Source organism: Sporosarcina sp. BP05 (genome assembly GCF_014282005.1).
Taxonomy (GTDB): domain Bacteria; phylum Bacillota; class Bacilli; order Bacillales_A; family Planococcaceae; genus Sporosarcina.
The window spans coordinates 81,580-101,444 of the sequence record NZ_JACFTD010000009.1; the positions used below are offsets into that span (position 1 = coordinate 81,580).

Genomic DNA, 19,865 nt, shown 5'->3' on the forward strand with positions numbered 1-19,865 from the left:
TTTTACATTTTTATCTTTTCAACAGTCAGACGCGTCAAAGTTTTTCCAGTAAACCCGAACAATACCGTTAAAATTGGTGACAACAGACAAAAGAATGCGAATGGCAAGTAATCGAGAGTTGCGACACCTAGCATACCCGAAATAAATATACCGCAAACGCTCCATGGTACCAATGGATTTACGACCGTTCCCGCATCCTCCATCACCCGACTTAAGTTCTTGCCCGCAAGACCTACCTTTTCATATTGTGATTGAAAAGCTTGCCCTGTCAATAAAATCGATAAATATTGTTCGCCAATCAGCACATTAATCCCAATCGCAGTTAACGCGGATGCAAAAATAACCGAGGATACTTTCTTCAACACACTTTCAATTTTCCCGAGTAAACATTGGACAATTCCAAGTGTAAATAATAACCCACCCATACTAAGTGCCAACAATACCAATCCAATTGTAAACATCATGCTTTGCATTCCGCCACGCGTTAGCAGCGCATCAATATCCGCAATCCCTGTCGTTGAAACAAAGCCGTTAAACAAAATCTCAAACACTTCTACAGCGCTGAAACTCTGATGGAAATAGGAAACTGCAATTGCACTTGCAGAGCTTATCGCCAATGCCATAAGCGCTGGCACTTTCATTATCGTCAAGGCAAACAGGACAACTAGCGGAATGACTGTATACCAGTGGATCATCCCTGTATCCAACAATCCTTCTTGGAAATAGGCAATTTTATCAACATCAGTAAGCGTACCACTTGGTGACAGTAAGCCGAAGATAATCAGTGATAACACAAATGCGGGGATAGTCGTCCAAGCCATATTTCGAATATGTTCAAACAAATCAACACCGACGATGGAAGAAGCCAAATTTGTCGTATCTGACAAGGGAGACATCTTATCTCCAAAAAACGCTCCAGAAACTATTGCTCCAGCCGCTATAGGCAGTGATAAATCGAGCATAGTCGCCATCCCTATAAATGCGACACCCACCGTTGCAACCGTAGTTAACGAACTACCAATTGAAATTCCAACAATTGCCGTAACTACAAAAACAATCGCAAAGAAAAAGGACGGTGTAATCAAATTAAACCCAGCATAGATCAACGTAGGAATCGTCCCACTCATGATCCAACTACTCACTAAAATACCGATGAAGAAAAACAGGAAAACGGCACTCATACCTGCTCCTGCTCCATCTACCAAGCCACCTTCTAGCTTGCGATACGGAACTTTTTTGATAAGACCATAACAAATTAATAACAAGATAGAGAACAAAATAGGCAAATGCGGCACCGATCCAAATTGAAGAATACTAACGTTTATTATGGTTACTATTGCCACTACTAGCGCGGACGCCTCTATAAATGTAGGCGATACGACTTCCTTTATTCGAAACATGATGACTTCCTCCTCGATGGTTATAGAATGCTGAATGCGCCTACTTAGTCGAGACAAGCGCTGGTCGACTAAGTTCCACACGTCCTGTGGCAACGTCGCACTAGAACGTCCTGTACGTAGAAGGCTTGCGCCTGAAGCTAGGCCTAGAAAAAATGGGTACAAAAAAAGCCCCTTCAATCCCTTGGAAAGGGACGAAGAAGCTCTCCGCGTTACCACCCTAATTGATGGACCAGTTCTGGCCTGGCCATCCACTTCATTAGTAGTTGAGAAAATCGGACGGCGTACTTCATACATATTGTTGCCTGAATTCTCACCTACCATTCAGTCTCTTGCTGCTGCTCACAATATGATTACTGGACCATCTCTCAAATATATTTAATTATAATGATTATCTTTTTCGCAAAAGTTATTGATTTGAATCTTATCACGTTCAGCGGGCATGTCAAGCAGTTTCAGAAACACAGAAAACTAAGTATTTTCCATTTCTTCTTCCAGGCGTCAGCGCTCGCACGCAAAACCGTCTTTATTGCCATCCATTTTTTCAGAGTAAGCAGGATGCCCTTTTTTCACGCCGTTTGGATACTTCTGACGCAGTTCCGTACAGTTTTTAAACGCTTCCTTAGCGCCAGATACAGGTTGGGTTTCAGCTTTCTTTTCTACATACGTTTTACTGTCAAATCCGCGATCAGTCGCATAATCTTCTAGCGTCCAGATACCGATTCCCGCTTTTTTGGCCTTCTCTTCTGCTTTCTTATAAGCGTCTAGATGACGTGTATTTGGCGGATAGACGTACGCGACGCGTGCAAGCCCTTCTTCCAGCAGTTTTTCCTGAACGCTAACGCCATCAATATAAATATAGGCAAGCAGTCTGTCGTATTTATCTTTTTTTCCACCAACATCGAATTCGATTTCAAGTTTCCCGTTGTTCATCAGCTCAAGATTTCGCTCTTTTGCTTTCTCGCCGAAAGGCTGCTTTCCGAGCCTTGGATGATTCGTTTCTGGGGTATCAATTAGTAAATAACGGACATTCTGTTCTTTACCCTCATACTTAATTTTAATCGTATCGCCGTCGATTGTCTTTACAAGTTCGACCGGGATTAAATCGGAACGACTTGGCTCTGGTTCTTGTTCTGGGAAAAACAAATTGTATACAATTACAGCAAGCAAGACGAGACCGATACTCACTTTGCCAGCCGGTGTTTTCCACATTTCATTCTTTTTTTCTTCGTCATCATTTTCATTCCTTTTTTGCTCAACGTTTAGATTGACGCTATATAATAACCGATTGCTGCGAGAATAATCCCACCACCATATGTTAGCAGGAAATACAGTAAAGCATGCTTTTTTTCATCATTTCTCCAAAGTTCAATCAATTCTTTATTCATCGTAGAAAATGTCGTCAAGGCTCCTGCAAGACCTGAAGCTACTAATAAAGTCCACATCCGTGGTATTTCCATTCCAAAAATGCAGCCAATCAATAATGTACCAGCTAGATTGACAACCAATGTACCTCGGGGAATTTCACCTGGACGATTCATGAAGGTTGAGATTAAATACCGAATGATAGCCCCGAAAAAACCACCGATGCCAATCATCAAAATGTCTATACTCGTCATATGCGCGCACTCTTCCTTCCTAGACGGAAGCCAAGTCCCCCGGCAGAAAGTCCACCTAAGATACTGCATAGGCCATATAATCCTGCGAGGATGAACTGGTTATTTTCTACAAGTAAAACAGTTTCCACACTCAACGCGGAAAACGTTGTGAATGAACCAAGAAAACCCGTTGTCACTATATCTTGCACATCTTTATGTGCGGATAATGTGCGAAAAGCGCCCGCAATGATGAAACATAATAAGAACGTTCCAATTACATTCACGGCCAGCGTCGATATGGGAAATCCCGATACATTCGGAACTGCCTGTCCAATCAGCACCCGCATGGTAGCTCCTGCCGCTCCGGCCAAACCCATCCATAAAACCTTTTTCATAGGGGAACCTTTTCAAGGAGCCTAAGCGAAAGCACCGTTTCAAGATCAAGCCGCTTCTCTACTTTACCGAATTGAATATGGACTTCGTCACCATCACGTCGGGTGATTTCACCATTTCCGAATACACGGTGTTTGACTGCTGTGCCAACCGTGAGCTCGTCACTGTCTTGTATACCATCGGGATTGAGTGCAATCGTGGCTTTCGTAATCTTCACGGGTTTCTGCTCTTTTTTCGCTTCACCCGGTTTCAAAAGGAGGCCCCGTACTTCATTCAGAAACCTTGAATCTTCTTTCGGTTTCCCTTCGTCTTGGCCGTATGACAACAATTCAAGCCGTTTTTTCGCACGTGTCATACCGACGTAGAAAAGCCTTCGTGCTTCCTCCAACATAGCTACGTCACTTTCATCTTCCTCAGATGGAATGACCCCTTTTAGCAAGTCAATCATGAACACACGCCGAAACTCCAGCCCTTTTGCACTGTGGAACGTTGATAATGTCACCGCATTTTCGGGTGCATTGAATTTTGCGTTTTGTACAGCCTGTTCAAGCTCTTTCAAACGAGTTGCAAACTCTACCATCGTTCGCAGTTGTGAGGCAATCCCTTCAAGCGTATCTAAAATGCTAAGGAGACTCTCAAAACGGAATCCAAACTTTTCTGCCCTACTTTTAAGTGCCGCCTCATAACCAAAATCATTCCGGATCAGCTGAATCACTCGTTCCGGGCGCATGCCAGGAATCACAGCGTACCCTTTTTTATAGTCAGCTAACTTTTTCACTTGACTGTCTTTCATTTCAACCGTTTGAATAAATGCATCGAATACATTCCCAGTTGTTGCGGTATTTTCAAACTGGGTGAGCATGTTTCGTGAAATAAAGGCATTCATTTTCATGATGATTTTCGCAAATATATCTTTCCGTTCCATATTAAAACTAAGACGCATAAAGTTCAAAATATCCTCGACAATCCAATGCGTGAAAAACTTGTCGTCTGCATCCTTCATATAGAATGGAATCCCTCGTCTGTGCAGTTCGCTTACAAACATCGTTGACGATGAATTATTCCTAAACAAAATAGCAATCTCATTCAAATTCTTCTCGTTCAACAGTTCATATGTTACGTATTCCAATTGCTGTTTCGGACTATTAAGCTGTTTAATATAAATCGGCTCGACTTTGCCGTTTTCTGTATGCATGTCTTTTGGATAGCGCTTTTTGTTCCGTTTGATAAATTTCGAAGCCATCTCCACGATTTCTTTTGACGAACGGTAATTGCGTTCCATCATCAGTACTTGAGCATCCGGGTAAACCCTCTTAAAATCCAGAAGATAATCCGGCTCTGCGCCGCGCCACGTATAGATCGACTGGTCATCATCCGCAACAACGCAGAGATTGCCGTGATGCGCTACAAGATGCTCAACAATTTTATGTTGAACAAGAGACGTGTCTTGGCTTTCGTCGGTCAGGAGATAGTCGTAGAGGTTTCGAAAGTGCTCACTTAGCTGTTCGTCTTCTCGAAGTGCCTGTTCCGCAATCGTCAACATATCGTCGAAATCGAGTAGCAAATGACCACTTGTGCGTGTCTTATACTGTTCATATTTCCTGGCGATGCGCCCTGCCTTGTCAACAGGTCCATCTAGCTCCTCCCATTTTCCAAGTGGTATCATACGGTTTTTAATCCCACTGATGAATGTCGAAAGAGATGAAAGTTCATCATCGGTGCAATCTTCTTTCAATACCTCTTTATAAATTCCTTTCAACAAGAAAGTCTTGTTGACTGACTGACGCCCCGTTCCACTGCCTTCAATCAGCTCATATGTTGTGCCAGTCTTCTCTAAGTAGCGTCGCGCAATCATAAACGCCAAACTATGGATTGTGGAAAAGTCAACACGAGCGCTATGCGGGAAAAACCTTGTAAAACGCTCCGTCATATCTCGTGCAGATGCTCGGCTAAATGTAATTGCTTTAATACGCTTCGGATTGACGTTCTTTTCTTCAATCAAATAGCCAATTCGCATAATCATCGTTGTCGTTTTCCCAGATCCTGGGCAGGCCAAAAGAAGAAGCGGTCCCTCCGTTTGAAGGACTGCTTTCTTTTGTACTTCATTCAAATCTATATTCAGTTCGCTCTTTTTCCGTTCAAAAAAATCATTCATTTTACCGTAACTCCTTTTACTTACACTGTACTAAACTTACCATACGAACGCCTATTTGTAGAGGAATCAAACATCGTTCACACAAAAAAGCCTCCGCACAATAGTCTGTGCGGAGTACTCGTGATTTTCTTAATCATTTAGATTACACTCGGTGTGCAAAATAGAAAACATCAACGCATCGTGGGAATGTCCATTTTGGAATAAATAACTTCTCAACTTGCCTTCTTCCACGAATCCATTTTTCTTTAACAGTCCGATAGAGGCACGATTTGCAGGAAATGTGACTGCCCCCATACGGTGCAATCCAAGTTCATCAAATGAATAATCCAAGACTTTTTGCAATGCCTCAGACGTAATGCCACTTCTCCAAAAATCCGGATGTATTTCAAATCCGACTTCGGCTTTTTTCATACCGAGCGCCAAGTTATTCAGTCCAATTGTTCCCACAAAATGGTTTCCGTCATTTAGCGTAATCGCCCAGCGGATTCCTTTTTTGATTTCATAAGTACTTTTGAAATGCTCAATAATTTTTTCCGCCTGAGCCAACTCATGCATCGGATCCATCCCATAATACTTAACTACTTCAGGGTTTGAAAAAATGGTAAATAGTGCAGACGAATGGTCTTGTTCCACTTCGGTTAATCGAAGCCGTGGCGTAGTTAAATTTGGAAATGTCATACTAGTCCCTCTTTCACTTCATTCTCAATTATATCTGCCAAGGCTAACGGATTGCATTGTTCTATATACTTTTCTTCCGCGGGAAAATACCGTTGTTCATACTTTAAAGCGATTTCTACCTTATCCCCCATATAGATGTCCCTATCTGAGATACGCTGTAACCTCGTCTCTTTATCCAACTCTAGGTAGATGACTGTTTCAAAATACGGTCTCAGTTCAGGGCGTTGTAGAAAAACTCCTTCAACAATTACTGAAGTTCCAACCGGAATTTCAATTTTCTGCAGCATATACCTGTCAGTTTCTCTGCTATACACTTCTATTGTTTCATTCACAGCCAAACCACTTTTCAATGGTAACAGTAATTTTTGTATTAAATAATCATACCGCCATTGTAAATGATAATAGCAATACCATTCTTCATAATTATCGTTATAACGAACTTCTTTTTTGTGTACAAAATCATCAAGGTGCAAGATCACTGAGCCCTTTAACTGTTGCTGCAATTTATTGGCATACATCGTTTTTCCCGATCCGCCAAGACCATCAATTCCAATGAGAGTAGAACACTTAGCGTGATTTTTCATTTTGGTATTCCCATTTCACGAAATGGATAGAACCTGAATTTCACTGAACCAATGACTGATTTTTCGTCGATGAAACCGATGATCCTACTATCTGTACTATTTCTTCGGTTATCACCGAGCACGTATAAATAGCCTTCAGGTACTTCCACTTTAAAGTCTTGTGTTAACTTTTGGCCTTCGAAAATGTCTGCTTTATTCTCTTGCACATAGTCCTCTTCATATTCCACGCCATTTATATAAAGCTTGTCGTTGTTCATGACGACGACATCCCCTGGAAGACCAATTACCCGCTTAATGAAATTATCCTCTGAATCCGGAGCATGGAAAACAACCATATCAAAATGGTCAATTTTATACACTTTTGAGATGACGATTTTGTTATCATTTTCAAAAGTCGGTTGCATCGATTGACCAGATACAACGACTGGTGTAAATAAGAATTGACGTATGACAATTGCAATGACGAATGCAATTGCTACTGATTGTATCCACGAAATGAGCTCACTTTTCCCGCCTTCCTTCATACGATACCCCCATTCACTGTATAATTCATCGTATTTCCCATATAACGTTACTATGCACTATATTCTATTCATTCTTCTGAAGTCCTGCCCAATTTAAAAGATTCTTTCTTAAATACTACCTGAGATCTAGGTCTATTCCCTGTAAAAAAATACCACCCTCCGTTTGAAATGGAAGGCGGTTCTTGTTAAACTTTGAAATGGTTCATTGCGGTGTGCAGATTGTCACTTAACCTAGCCAATTTGTCTGCTGCTCGTGCTACTTCCCCAATTGCACGAAGCTGCTCGTCTGTCGATGCACTGATTTCTTCACTAGCTGCCGCTGTTTCCTGTGCTGTCGCCGCCATTGTTTCAATTGTCTGCATGACCATTTCTTTATGTTCGACAACTTTATTTACTTCGTCATAGACACTACTGATTGATTGTTCCAGCTTATTCATGAGTCCCGAAATATCTCCGAACGTAATTTGTGTAGCTTGTACTACTTTACCTTGTTGCTCGAACGTTTCTCCGGTTTCTCTCATTTGCATGGAAACTTGACGAGAGCCATTTTGAAGCTCTTGAACGGTTGCTTTTACTTTCTCAGTAGCTTGTGCCGATTGTTCAGCAAGTTTCCTCACTTCGTCAGCAACAACAGCAAAGCCTTTACCATGTTCGCCAGCACGTGCAGCCTCAATGCTCGCATTGAGCGCCAACAAGTTCGTCTGCGTGGAAATTTGAGTTATCGTTTCCATGACAATTCCGATTGCTCCAACTTTCGCTTCCAAATCTCCAACGACATCCGCCATCGATTGCAGGTTTGTCTTCCAGCCATCGAACGACGATTGAAGCTGATTGACTTGGCTGAGCCCACTTTTATTGACCTCTTCAGCTTCTATCGCAATGCCTGTCATAATACTCGCTTTTTCTTGAATCCCTGTGAGTAGTTCACTTAAATAATCAACTGTTTGCGTCACATCTTCTGTATCATGTGCGGATTTCGTTGCACCCGATGCGATGTCATCGATGGCCCCCGCCATCTGCTCACTAACGGCATTCGTCTCCTCCGCGGATGCACTCAAGCTTTCTGCCGCAAGACGAACTTCATCGATAGAACCGTTAACCAGTGTGATAACGTCACGAACTTTTGAAGTCATAGCATTAAAATTGTTGGCAAGTTGACCAAATTCGTCCTTCGATTTTACATCCGCATATGCATTAAGATTTCCTTCTGCCACCTTATCCATCGCTACACGAATCTCACTCAAAGGACTAACGATTCTTGCAATCAAGAACCACAGAATAACTATCATAACTATTCCTGCCAGTATGAAAGTGATGATGATTAAGTTCCTAGTTTGACTAACAGAACCATCAATTGCATCTTGATTGAAAGCGGCACCAACTGTCCAACCGAAATGCGGGATTTCTGTGAAGACACCGACCATTTTATTCTTATCTTCATTGTATTCTCCGATTCCTTTGGTTTTTTCATCATTAAATAATGCCGTTAAATACGATAAATCAGGCAATTCCTCTTTGTCTGTTAGTAAATGAGGATGAACGATTGCCCCATCATTACTGTCAAATAAGAATGGGTAGCCTCCAAATCCAAATTCACTTTTAGATACACTGTCCGTAATATTCCCCAAACTAATGTCCACCCCAATAACACCAACAAGTGAATTATTTCGTTTCATCGCTTTAGATGCCGTAATAACATAGCCACCTGACGCGGCATCGACATATGGATCCGACCATACCACTTTGTCCGGTTGGTCACTTGCTGCTGTGTACCATACGCGGCTAGTCGGGTCAAATCCATCAATAACCAGATGCGGAACAAATTTGGTGTATTTGTTTTCGAATCCAAAATACATTAAATCAGTATCCGTCAATTGCCCCATATAATCAGTAAACGCTTTTTCGATGCCCCGGCCTAATTCACCATCATTTCCGTTGCTATACTGCGTCTCTATAAAAGATGTGACTGCCGGATTCTCGGTAAGCAAATATAACGTTTTTTCATATTGCAACATATTGTTTTCAATTGATCGACTCATTTCCTGTACAGCAACTTCACTTTGATTTATGAGTACATTTTCTGTTTGCTTTTGCATTTGAAGATTAACAAACAAATTCACTACTGTAAGGATAATGATAAATAATGCTATTACACTCACAATGATTTTTGCTTTAATCGTTTTCATTTCACTTACCTCCTTCTACTCATTTCGACTTACTTCGCCAATAAACTCTAATTTCACTGGCCTATGTTTTTGATTATAGTCTAATAGTCACTAGAATGAAAGAATATTTTAAATCATCCAACACACTTCGTCTCCTTAAACATATGCAAAACAAAAAAACGCCATTCTCTGGCGTTTTTTACTGTTTACTAAATACTTTGTAAATGTTTTGTACAATTAAACAGCTCACATTGGTTTCTATCTTCTTGCAAGCTAATAATCGTGATTGATGTGTTTGCCAAGTCAACCGTTAAATCCTTGTAAGGAACAAGCTCTTTTATCAATCTACCAATAAAACCACCATGGCTGACCACCAAAATTCGTTTATCAGGATATAATTCTTTTATTTCCTCTATGAAATCAATTCCACGCAAACTAATTTCTGCCGGCGGTTCAAAACCGAGCTCAAGCTTTCTCCAGGAATGTCCCCATTTTTTTACGCGCTCAGTTTCTGTCAATCCTTCAACCAAGCCGCCACCTGATTCCCGCAGGCGATTGTCCGATACGAGACGGATATCAGGCATACTGTCCGCGATGATTTCAGCTGTTTTTGCTGCACGAATTAAAGGACTTGTGTAAATAACATCCCAGTGTTCGCCGGAAAGCCTTTGGGCTACACGGTGTGCCATCTCAATTCCTTCTTCATCTAATGGAATATCTGTACTTCCTTGCGCTCTTCCTTCTTTATTCCACGCGGTAACGCCGTGTCGAACAAATCCAATTGTCGTAATCGAAAACACCTCTCACTTTACGTTTATTAATTAACCACTTTCAAGCATTTCTCATACGACATATCCGAGCGATCTTAGTACATTATTCATAAATGATTCCGTATACAAGTAAACTTCCTCACGCTCAGGTTCCTGATAAATGTCATGATACAGCCGTTTCCATTGCTTATATTGAAACTCAGAAAGTTCCTGCCGGATAAACCATTTCTTAGCAAGCACTATATCTGTGATTTTATCATCTTCTGCAACATGCATGAGCACCGGTATGTCATGAATACTTCTTTCATGCTGTGCAACCAATTTCATGAATGATTGTAACTCTTTATACCAGGATACGGTGCATTCATCTTTATATAAGTCGTCTTGCTTAGCTTCTTCATATAAATCACTATTGCGTGTTAACATCTCTATGCCAATTTCATGATTCAATTTCATGGATGATGAGAATTTTGACAATACGTTCGAAAATTTAGGCGGCTGATGGCGCAGTGCTAACCATGGGGAGCTAAAAACAGCCCCTGCACATTCAATTTTCTTTCGCTGTAACAGACGCATCACGAAGGTGGCACCTATTCCATGTCCAATGATGAACAAAGGTAAATTGTCATCGAGACCAACCGCTATTAATTTTTCCACAAATTTAGCGTATGCATCAAATTGCGCATCGTGGATTTTCCCGACGCCTTCCGCCCCATGTCCGGGTAAATCACCTGTCACGACGTGAAAACCGCTGTTTCGGAGTTTCTGGATTAGCCATGCATTTCTACTATGATGTTCGTACACATTATGGACGATGGCCACGACAGCTTTTGGTGGCCCTTCTGCTTCCCATTTCCACATGGTCATCTTCCCCTTATCTACCTGGATCTTTTATCTATCTATTCCCCTATTTAACTATATTAAAAACCTAATCTTTGTTAGGATAATTATACACTACCTAAAGAAAAGAGGAGAGCATCATGATTTATCCCTATAAAGGAAAAACACCTATAATTGATCCGTCCGTTTTCATTGGAGATTTCACGACGATTTCAGGTGATGTGACAATTGGTCCTGAATCGACAATTTGGTTCAATACGGTAATCCGGGGTGACGTATCTCCAACAATTATTGGACGTAAAGTAAACATTCAAGACTTATGCTGCCTTCACCAGAGCCCACAGTTCCCGCTTATCCTTGAAGATGAGGTGACAATCGGACACCAAGTAACATTACATAGTTGTACGGTGAAAAAAGGGGCGCTTATCGGCATGGGCTCTATTATTTTGGACGGTGCTGAAATTGGCGAAGGGGCGTTCATTGGCGCAGGCAGTCTCGTGCCGCCTGGTAAGAAGATTCCGCCGAATATGCTAGCACTCGGGTCGCCAGCCAAAGTTGTGCGTGAGCTAAATGACGAAGATCGTGCGGATATGGACCGGATTGTTCAGGAGTACGCCGAAAAAGGGCAGTATTATAAGAGTTTGCAACACTAATGAAAGAGCTGCCCTTGAAGGCAGCTCTTATTTTTTTACGTATAAAAAGATCACTAAGCCAATTAGCACAAAAAACAAAACAACCCCAACTAGCAGCAACAAACCTATTAAGCTTAAGGCCCCCATACTTTCTCCTCCTCAATCGTGTTTACTTTATAACAATTGTAACAGTTGATTATTGCTCGTGTAATGAGAGTGTGTACACTACGCTAAACCAAACATCCTCGAACAGAAAAAACGCCGGAAGACAGAGAGACCCTGGCATCCGGCGTTTATACTAAATTATTTCCCTGCTAACTCTTTCAATGCACCAGCTTTATCCGTTTGTTCCCACGGCAGATCAATGTCTGTACGGCCGAAGTGACCGTATGCAGCTGTTTGTTTGTAAATCGGGCGGCGTAGATCGAGCATTTTGATGATACCTGCTGGACGAAGGTCAAACAGTCCACGTGTAAGCTCAACAAGTTTACTTTCCTCTATAGTGCCTGTCCCAAATGTATCGATAGAAATCGATACGGGTTGTGCAACACCGATTGCATAAGCAAGTTGCACTTCACAACGATCTGCAAGTCCTGCAGCAACGATGTTCTTCGCAACATAACGAGCGGCATATGAAGCTGAACGGTCCACTTTCGTCGCATCTTTCCCTGAAAACGCACCGCCGCCATGACGCGCATAACCACCGTATGTATCCACGATGATTTTACGGCCAGTAAGACCTGCATCTCCTTGGGGTCCGCCTATTACGAAACGGCCAGTTGGGTTGATGAAGTACTTCGTGTCTTCATCAATTAAATTAGTTGGTACAACTGGGTTAATGACGACTTCTTTAATGTCGCGCTGGATTTGCTCAAGTGTTATTTCTGGGTGATGTTGCGCTGAAATAACAATCGTATCGATTCGTACAGGTTTATTGTTTTCATCATATTCAACAGTCACTTGTGTTTTTCCATCTGGGCGAAGATACGTAAGCGTTTCATCTTTACGCACTTGTGCAAGTCGGAATGATAATTTATGGGCTAAGCTAATTGGTAACGGCATCAGTTCCGGTGTTTCATTACAAGCGTAACCGAACATCAAACCTTGGTCACCTGCTCCAATTGCTTCAAGTTCATCATCAGTCATTGAACCTTCACGCGCTTCAAGTGCTTGGTCAACACCTGCAGCGATGTCAGCTGATTGTTCATCGATCGCAGTTAAAACTGCCGATGTTTCCCAATCAAAACCGTATTTCGCACGTACATAACCAATTTCTTTAACAGTTTCACGCACAACTTTCGGAATATCGACATATGTTGTCGTCGTAATTTCCCCTGCAACTAGAACAAGTCCTGTTGTAATTGTCGTTTCACAAGCAACACGTGCGTTCGGGTCTTCTGCCAATATTGCATCTAGAATAGCATCCGAAATTTGGTCACACATTTTGTCTGGGTGTCCTTCAGTTACCGATTCTGAAGTAAATAGTCTGCGGTTTGTCATTTTATTTCCTCCTTATATCCTACGAGATTGATACGGTACTCATATGTCCCATGTAGAGTCTTTTCGATATGAAGAGACTACAAGCCATTGCGAGCTCTATACACGAGGATTAAGGGCGATATCATATAAAAAGCCCTTCGCTCACGTACTAATACATGAGGAAAGGCATGATTTCATAAGCACCTTTCACTCTTATCATACAAGGACAGTGCCTTGCTACAGGTTTGGCACCTTCGCGCAGACAAAATGTCTTTGCAGGTTGCCGGGTTTCATTGGGCCTGACCCCTCCACCAGCTCGGGATAAGAGTATCCGTTCAACTATACATGGTACGAAAAATCTTGTTGCATGTCAAATCTTTTTACCCATTTCACGTATAAATACTTGAGGTTTGAATTAGTATAGATTATTATTCTTAATGTGTTATACTAATTCAATAATGTGATGACACCCAATTGATTGGGACTATATGCAAAGGACGGTACATACTTATGATATCTGCGAAAATTAGTGATGACCTTAACAAACTTCTTTCTGGTAAGAATGTAAACATTCAACTTTCAGTTCCACAACTTGTTGAAAAAGCGATTTCACGTGGTGAAGCTCAATTGACATCAGACGGAGCGGTTACGGCTCAGACAGGAAAATATACAGGTCGTTCACCTAAGGACAAATATATTGTTGAGGAAGCGTCCTCCAAAGACAAAATCGATTGGGGCAACGTCAATCGTCCAATCTCTTCTGAAATTTTTGATTCCTTATACACTAAAGTAATTACACATTTAAAAGCAAAAGACGAGCTGTTCGTCTTCAAAGGTTTCGCTGGCGCAGATCCAGCTTCACAATTATCCATTCAAGTTGTGAATGAATTTGCATGGCATAACCTGTTTGTACACAACTTGTTCATCCGCCCAACTGAAGAAGAGCTCATGAAACATGAATCACAATTCACAATCGTTTCGGCTCCTTCATTTAAAGCAAATCCTGCAATCGATGGTACGAATTCAGAGACATTCATTATCGTATCGATGGAAAAACGCATTGTACTTATCGGCGGAACTGAATACGCTGGCGAAATGAAAAAATCAATCTTCTCAATCATGAACTACTTGCTTCCTGAAAAGGGAATTATGCCAATGCACTGTTCAGCAAACGTTGGTGAAGACGGCGATGTTGCTCTATTTTTCGGTCTTTCTGGAACAGGGAAAACAACACTTTCTGCAGATGCAAACCGTAAATTGATCGGCGATGACGAGCACGGCTGGTCTGACACTGGCGTCTTCAATATCGAAGGCGGTTGTTACGCAAAATGTATTAATTTATCACAAGAAAAAGAACCTGAAATTTTCGGCGCAATTCGTTTTGGTTCCGTTTTGGAAAACGTTGTCGTAGACCCGGAAACACGCATTCCTGATTACGATGATGGTTCATTGACTGAAAATACCCGTGCGGCTTATCCTATCCAAGCAATTGATAACATCGTTGACCCTTCTGTTGCTGGTCATCCGAAAACAATTGTGTTCTTGACAGCAGATGCATTCGGCGTATTACCTCCAATCTCGAAATTAACAAAAGAGCAAGCAATGTATCACTTCCTTAGTGGTTTCACTTCGAAACTTGCAGGAACTGAGCGTGGCGTTACATCACCTGAAGCAACGTTCTCAACATGCTTTGGTTCACCTTTCCTTCCACTTCCAGCGACAGTATACGCTGAAATGCTTGGGAAGAAAATTGATGAACATGATGCACAAGTTTTCCTTGTTAACACAGGCTGGACTGGCGGCGTCTACGGCGTTGGTAAACGTATGAGTCTTAAATATACGCGCGCTATGGTTCAGGCAGCTCTCGCAGGAGAACTGAACGACGTTGAAACAGAAACGAACGGCGTATTCGGTCTTGAAATGCCAACATCCATTAAAGGCGTTCCCACAGAAGTATTGAACCCGCGCAATGCATGGGCTGACGGCGAAGCTTACGACGTAAAAGCAAACGAATTGGCAAACATGTTCCATGAGAACTTTAAGAAATTCGGTATGGTATCTGAAGAAATTACGCTTAAAGGCGGACCAATTGCATAATTATCAAATTAAACAGTGTAGCACATTGAATGTGCTACACTGTTTTTTTGTGTATTGGATTTGTAGCTGCAAATCCGTACCTCTAACTGCAACTTCATTTTATTCAAAAAACCACTTATTTCCCTTGTCTCCTCATCCAACTACATAAATCACGAACAAGCTGTGCATTCATCACGGGCGGTATAAAGTGCGTATACGCTGGGAAATACCATGTCTCGTACACTTTTTTATGTTCACGCAGTGCGTTTTCCAGCAATACCGCCTGTTGAAATGACACGTTCTCGTCGATCATGCCATGAATAATAAGTACGGGTGCAGCGATTTCATCCACGCGAAACAAAGCCGTACGGTTCCTATATTCATCTGGCATATTATTTGGTGTGCCGCCGATAACTCTTTTCATCATCCGCCGCATGTCTTTCCGTTCATGGTATGTAAATACGATATCGGATACACCAGACCATGTGACCACCGACGTAATATCTTCACGTAAAATTGCTGTCCAAAGAGCCATTATACCGCCTCGCGAAAACGCAAACAAGTGAATTTTCTCCACGTTTGTCTTCGGATTTTGCTTCAGTACATCAACCGCGTTCACTGCATCCTGACGATCGGCACCTGCAAACTCATCCCGTCCCTCACCTCCACGGTTCCCGCGATAATAAGGAGCAAAAACAACAAATCCTTGCGAAGCAAACTGTGCAATTCGAGCAGGGCGAACCATACCGATATGCTGCATGCCGCCTCGCAAGTAAATGATGCCCTCATAGTTCCCTTCTGTAATTGGTTCTGCCATGAGTCCTTTCACCTTTAACCCATCTGACAAATATGTAATTTCTTCAAGCGAAACATGCGGGTTTGGGGATGGGTATGGCCTTCGATGCATAATCAAACCATCATGAATCATGTTCTTCTACCCACTTTCTTAATGTTTCCATGCCTGTATCTTTCATAAGGAAACTCAATTCTTCACACTGGTCAAGTTCTTCATTAGTCATCCACATAGCTCCTTCCGTTTCATGAAGGACTGGATTTTCATCGATTTCCGCAACTTTTCCTGTAAAAACAGCTTTGCAAAATGTACTATTGCTTCGAACGACATACTCTGCAAATTTCACCAGATTTATAATCGTCACACCTGTTTCTTCAATCGTTTCACGTATAACCGCTTCCTCGATTGTTTCTCCATGCTCTGCTTTACCGCCTGGAAATTCAACGCCTCGAACTGAATGCCGAGTAAGTAACCATTTACCATTATGTTTGAGGATAACAAGGACATGCCGAGCTGGCATTCCAAATTTATTTGCTTCGAAAGTCAGCTCGACACGACCACCATTTACATCATCGAAGATAAGCATTGCATTCACGTCCTTTCAACCAGTGTAGCGAAGGACAGCAATCCTTTCAACGAAAATACGGAAGCTTTTCGATAAAACGCTTCGACTTGTCATCTGTAAATTCATGAATAAGCGCATAGATTTTCATCGTACGTTGATCGACGTTGTAATTATTTCGACCAAAATGATAAGGCATAAACGGTAAGTGCGACCTCAGGAAATTTCGGAATTCAAGTTCATCTATCTGTTTAAATAAACGTTGAAAAATTGGAACATACTCACTTTCAACGTTGACTTCAAATTCCCATGGGGAATCATCCGGGTAATTGTATACTTGCTGATTTACGACAGAAACGTACATTTTGTATTTCTCCATGCTACACCATCCTTTTTTCTTTTTAGCATGGCTTACTATGAAAAAAGCATGCATCCCCTTTTACTGGAGATACATGCTTTACTGCGATTTACGCTTGTACGTCAAACGAGGCTCCCTTATGAGGATGGGCCGCAACAGGCTGATTTGATAAACTTTTCAACATATCTGTTGCCGCTGCAGTGTTCATTGATAGTGCATTATTTAACACGCTCATCTGAACAGTCGATTGTAAACTTCTCAATTGACTTGCCATGATGGAATTCATATCCACTTGCCATCACTCCTTTCACCAACCTATTATCGGCATTTATCTACGTTTTTCAATGAAAAGCAATTAATTATTGCCTTCACCAAGGAATGCATTGAGCATCCATTGATGTTTTTCGATACTCTGATGGGTCGCATTCAACAAGTCTTCCGTCATGCCATCGCCATCTTTCGCGGCCAACTCCATGCCTTTTTTCAATGATTTCATAATTTCACCGAAGTCACTGGCGACGGTTTTCACCATTTCATCGGTCTTTTCTTTACCTGTCGCTTCTTTCACGACAGACTGTTCCAGATGTTCTTTCAACGTAGCTACCGGCATTCCGCCAAGTGTCAATATACGTTCTGCGATTTCGTCCATATGCAATGTCGCTTCATTGTAGAGTTCTTCGAATTTTACATGCAAAGTGAAAAATTGATGTCCTTTTACATACCAGTGATAATTGTGGAGCTTCGCATACATGACTGACCATGTGGATACTTGGACATTCAATTCATTGATAAGTTCTTTCGACATAAAAATCTCTCCCCTTTTTGTTAAATATAATTCGTCTCTCTGTTAATTTACCACTGAAGCATCTACAATAAACATCGAAGCATTTATAAGGAGTTTTTTAAATGAAAAAGATTTTAATTGGTTTTATTAAACTTTATCAAAAAGTGATTTCACCACTTACACCACCTTCATGCCGTTTCTATCCCACTTGTTCTCACTATGGGATTGAGGCAGTCGAAAAGCATGGTGCACTAAAGGGTTCATGGCTTGCCATACGTCGAATTTCAAAATGCCATCCGTTCCATGAGGGTGGATTTGATCCTGTTCCAGATAATGATGTGCATAAAAACTAATTTCTTTAGACAAAACGGATTGACATAATCGTCGAGCCGTTTTTTTCGATTAAAATAAAATCGCTTATTTAGTTGCCAAATCAGAAACTCTCTTGTATGATAAAAAAGTCAGTTAGACAAATCGTAATCATTACTATTAAGACGCGGAGGATATATCTAATGAATAAGAAACTATTTTTTATCATTTCATTACTAACAATTATTCTACTCAGTGCTTGTGGCGCTAAATCCACATCTACAGAAAAAGTGGCAACTGGGACAAAGAAATTGTCTATTTTTACAACGGTATACCCACTTCAATACTTTACAGAACGAATTGGTGGCGAATACGTTGATGTCAAATCCATCTATCCCGCCGGTGCGGATGAACATACTTTTGATCCTACACAAAAAGATATGATGGGACTTGCCGACTCGGATTTATTTTTCTATATCGGACTTGGCCTTGAAGGTTTTGTGGAAAATGCGGAGAAAACGCTGAAAAATGAACATGTAAAAATGATTGCAACAGCGGAGGCAATTCCTGATGAGATGTTGGATGAAGGTCATAGCGATGAAGGTCACAACGAAGATGCTAAGCATGATGAGCAAGGACACGAAGGTCATAATCATGGCGTTGTCGATCCTCATGTATGGATTTCACCACTGCTTAGTGTCGAACTTGCGACTTCTATCAAAGATGCATTAATTGTATCAAAACCTGAAATGAAAGACGAATTCGAGAAGAACTATGAACAACTGAAGGTAGAACTTGTCGAACTCGATAGCAAATTTAAAGTTATGGCTTCCAATGTACCTTCTAAGACATTTTTTGTCTCACATGCGTCATTTGGTTATCTTGCCGATTCATATGGACTTGAACAAGTCGCGATTGCAGGACTGAACTCACAAAGCGAGCCTTCACAAAAACAATTAGCACAAATTGTAAAAGAAGCAAAAGACAAAAACATCCACTATGTGCTATTTGAACAGAATGTATCATCGAAGCTAACAAATGTCGTACGGAAAGAACTTGGCGCTGAATCACTCATGCTCCATAATCTTGGCATATTGACAGTGGATGATGTAAAAAACAACGAAGACTATTTTTCTTTGATGGAACAAAACATTGAAACGCTGAAGATAGCGTTAAGTGGAAAGTAAAAGAAGAAAGGCTGTCCCGTATGCCAGGTTTAATCTGGCATATGGGACAGCCTTTTTTTGTGTTTGAGTGGATTGCTGTGATAGTCCGGAGTTCCTCTTACAGTTTCGACGGTTGCCATCACAGTTACAGCAATTCCCCTTACAGTTTGATGAGTTGCCATCACAGTATCAGCAGTTCCCCTTACAGTTCATCGAGTTGCCATCACAGTCTGCAGTTCCCCTCACAGTTTCGTCGGTTGCCATGACAGTCTCAGCAGTTCCCCTTACAGTTTGACGAGTTGCCGTCAGAGTCTGCAGTTCCCCTCACAGTTTCGTCGGTTGCCATCACAGTATCAGCAGTTCCCCTTACAGTTTGACGAGTTGCCATCACAGTTCGGAGTTCCCCTCACAGTTTCGACGGTTGCCATGACAGTCTCAGCAATTCCCCTTACAGTTTGACGAATTGCCATCACAGTCTGCAGTTCCCCTCACAGTTTCGTCGGTTGCCATCACAGTCTCAGCAATTCCCCTTACAGTTCATCGAGTTGCCGTCAGAGTCTGCAGTTCCCCTCACAGTTTCGTCGGTTGCCATCACAGTCTCA

At 41.6% G+C, this 19,865-nt stretch carries 21 protein-coding genes and 1 riboswitch; of the genes, 4 read left to right on the plus strand and 17 right to left on the minus strand.

The genetic code is table 11. The features are described 5' to 3' along the window. Positions 1 to 2: 2 nt before the first annotated feature. From nhaC to H2672_RS12395, 11 genes are all read right to left on the minus strand, one after another. The gene (gene nhaC, locus H2672_RS12345; RefSeq protein WP_186671770.1) at positions 3 to 1,400 is read right to left on the minus strand and encodes a Na+/H+ antiporter NhaC; all 1,398 of its coding nucleotides are present in this window, start codon (positions 1,398 to 1,400) and stop codon (positions 3 to 5) included. Positions 1,401 to 1,898: 498 nt separating this feature from the next. Further along, entirely contained in the window at positions 1,899 to 2,609 is a 711-nt protein-coding gene (locus tag H2672_RS12350) for a thermonuclease family protein (RefSeq protein WP_186671772.1), read from the minus strand. Positions 2,610 to 2,659: 50 nt separating this feature from the next. Then, a complete protein-coding gene (gene crcB, locus H2672_RS12355) occupies positions 2,660 to 3,016 on the minus strand; it encodes a fluoride efflux transporter CrcB (protein ID WP_186671774.1) in 357 nt (118 codons plus the stop codon). Further along, positions 3,013 to 3,390 carry a fluoride efflux transporter FluC gene (locus tag H2672_RS12360; protein ID WP_186671776.1) on the minus strand — a complete coding sequence of 126 codons (378 nt, stop codon included), beginning with the start codon at positions 3,388 to 3,390 and terminating at the stop codon, positions 3,013 to 3,015. Before H2672_RS12360 ends, crcB begins: the two co-directional genes overlap by 4 nt. Next, the gene (locus tag H2672_RS12365) at positions 3,387 to 5,543 is read right to left on the minus strand and encodes an ATP-dependent helicase (protein WP_186671778.1); all 2,157 of its coding nucleotides are present in this window, start codon (positions 5,541 to 5,543) and stop codon (positions 3,387 to 3,389) included. The genes H2672_RS12360 and H2672_RS12365 overlap by 4 nt, the downstream gene beginning before the upstream one ends. Before the next feature lie 129 nt (positions 5,544 to 5,672). Beyond that, positions 5,673 to 6,221, minus strand: coding sequence for a GNAT family N-acetyltransferase (locus H2672_RS12370; RefSeq protein ID WP_186671782.1), 549 nt, complete (start codon positions 6,219 to 6,221; stop codon positions 5,673 to 5,675). Then, positions 6,218 to 6,805 carry a nucleoside/nucleotide kinase family protein gene (locus H2672_RS12375; RefSeq protein ID WP_186671787.1) on the minus strand — a complete coding sequence of 196 codons (588 nt, stop codon included), beginning with the start codon at positions 6,803 to 6,805 and terminating at the stop codon, positions 6,218 to 6,220. The genes H2672_RS12370 and H2672_RS12375 overlap by 4 nt, the downstream gene beginning before the upstream one ends. After that, positions 6,802 to 7,329 carry a signal peptidase I gene (gene lepB / locus H2672_RS12380; protein ID WP_186671789.1) on the minus strand — a complete coding sequence of 176 codons (528 nt, stop codon included), beginning with the start codon at positions 7,327 to 7,329 and terminating at the stop codon, positions 6,802 to 6,804. Before lepB ends, H2672_RS12375 begins: the two co-directional genes overlap by 4 nt. 185 nt (positions 7,330 to 7,514) lie before the next feature. Then, a complete protein-coding gene (locus H2672_RS12385; protein WP_186671791.1) occupies positions 7,515 to 9,515 on the minus strand; it encodes a methyl-accepting chemotaxis protein in 2,001 nt (666 codons plus the stop codon). Positions 9,516 to 9,703: 188 nt separating this feature from the next. Beyond that, a complete protein-coding gene (locus tag H2672_RS12390) occupies positions 9,704 to 10,285 on the minus strand; it encodes a histidine phosphatase family protein (RefSeq protein ID WP_186671855.1) in 582 nt (193 codons plus the stop codon). A 51-nt stretch (positions 10,286 to 10,336) separates the two neighbouring features. Then, positions 10,337 to 11,125, minus strand: coding sequence for an alpha/beta hydrolase (locus H2672_RS12395; protein ID WP_186671795.1), 789 nt, complete (start codon positions 11,123 to 11,125; stop codon positions 10,337 to 10,339). Positions 11,126 to 11,244: 119 nt separating this feature from the next. On the opposite strand from H2672_RS12395, the gene H2672_RS12400 reads away from it, so the two are divergent. Further along, positions 11,245 to 11,757: a gamma carbonic anhydrase gene (locus H2672_RS12400; RefSeq protein WP_186671797.1), complete on the plus strand. Its 513-nt coding sequence runs from the start codon at positions 11,245 to 11,247 to the stop codon at positions 11,755 to 11,757. Between the two features lie 282 nt (positions 11,758 to 12,039). Here the strand turns inward: H2672_RS12400 and metK are convergent, their stop codons facing one another. Continuing rightward, positions 12,040 to 13,236, minus strand: a complete 1,197-nt coding sequence (gene metK, locus H2672_RS12405) for a methionine adenosyltransferase (protein WP_186671800.1) — start codon at positions 13,234 to 13,236, stop codon at positions 12,040 to 12,042. Between the two features lie 189 nt (positions 13,237 to 13,425). Next, positions 13,426 to 13,543: riboswitch (SAM riboswitch) on the minus strand. A gap of 182 nt (positions 13,544 to 13,725) precedes the next feature. Here metK and pckA point away from each other — a divergent pair. Beyond that, the gene (gene pckA, locus H2672_RS12410) at positions 13,726 to 15,312 is read left to right on the plus strand and encodes a phosphoenolpyruvate carboxykinase (ATP) (protein WP_186671802.1); all 1,587 of its coding nucleotides are present in this window, start codon (positions 13,726 to 13,728) and stop codon (positions 15,310 to 15,312) included. A 115-nt stretch (positions 15,313 to 15,427) separates the two neighbouring features. On the opposite strand, the gene H2672_RS12415 is transcribed toward pckA, so the two are convergent. From H2672_RS12415 to H2672_RS12435, 5 genes are all read right to left on the minus strand, one after another. Continuing rightward, complete coding sequence (locus tag H2672_RS12415; protein WP_186671805.1) at positions 15,428 to 16,219, minus strand: alpha/beta hydrolase family protein; 792 nt, start codon at positions 16,217 to 16,219, stop codon at positions 15,428 to 15,430. Continuing rightward, the gene (locus H2672_RS12420) at positions 16,209 to 16,670 is read right to left on the minus strand and encodes an NUDIX domain-containing protein (protein ID WP_186671809.1); all 462 of its coding nucleotides are present in this window, start codon (positions 16,668 to 16,670) and stop codon (positions 16,209 to 16,211) included. The genes H2672_RS12415 and H2672_RS12420 overlap by 11 nt, the downstream gene beginning before the upstream one ends. Before the next feature lie 46 nt (positions 16,671 to 16,716). Continuing rightward, complete coding sequence (locus H2672_RS12425; protein WP_255485789.1) at positions 16,717 to 17,025, minus strand: transposase; 309 nt, start codon at positions 17,023 to 17,025, stop codon at positions 16,717 to 16,719. An 88-nt stretch (positions 17,026 to 17,113) separates the two neighbouring features. Then, entirely contained in the window at positions 17,114 to 17,290 is a 177-nt protein-coding gene (locus tag H2672_RS12430) for a putative motility protein (protein WP_222439387.1), read from the minus strand. 69 nt (positions 17,291 to 17,359) lie between these two features. Further along, the gene (locus H2672_RS12435) at positions 17,360 to 17,809 is read right to left on the minus strand and encodes a Dps family protein (protein ID WP_186671815.1); all 450 of its coding nucleotides are present in this window, start codon (positions 17,807 to 17,809) and stop codon (positions 17,360 to 17,362) included. Positions 17,810 to 17,910: 101 nt separating this feature from the next. Between H2672_RS12435 and yidD the strand changes: the two genes are divergently transcribed. Beyond that, on the plus strand, positions 17,911 to 18,141 hold the full coding sequence (yidD, locus tag H2672_RS12440) for a membrane protein insertion efficiency factor YidD (RefSeq protein ID WP_186671817.1): 231 nt from the start codon (positions 17,911 to 17,913) through the stop codon (positions 18,139 to 18,141). A 159-nt stretch (positions 18,142 to 18,300) separates the two neighbouring features. Continuing rightward, on the plus strand, positions 18,301 to 19,284 hold the full coding sequence (locus H2672_RS12445) for a metal ABC transporter solute-binding protein, Zn/Mn family (protein ID WP_186671819.1): 984 nt from the start codon (positions 18,301 to 18,303) through the stop codon (positions 19,282 to 19,284). Positions 19,285 to 19,865: the final 581 nt, after the last annotated feature.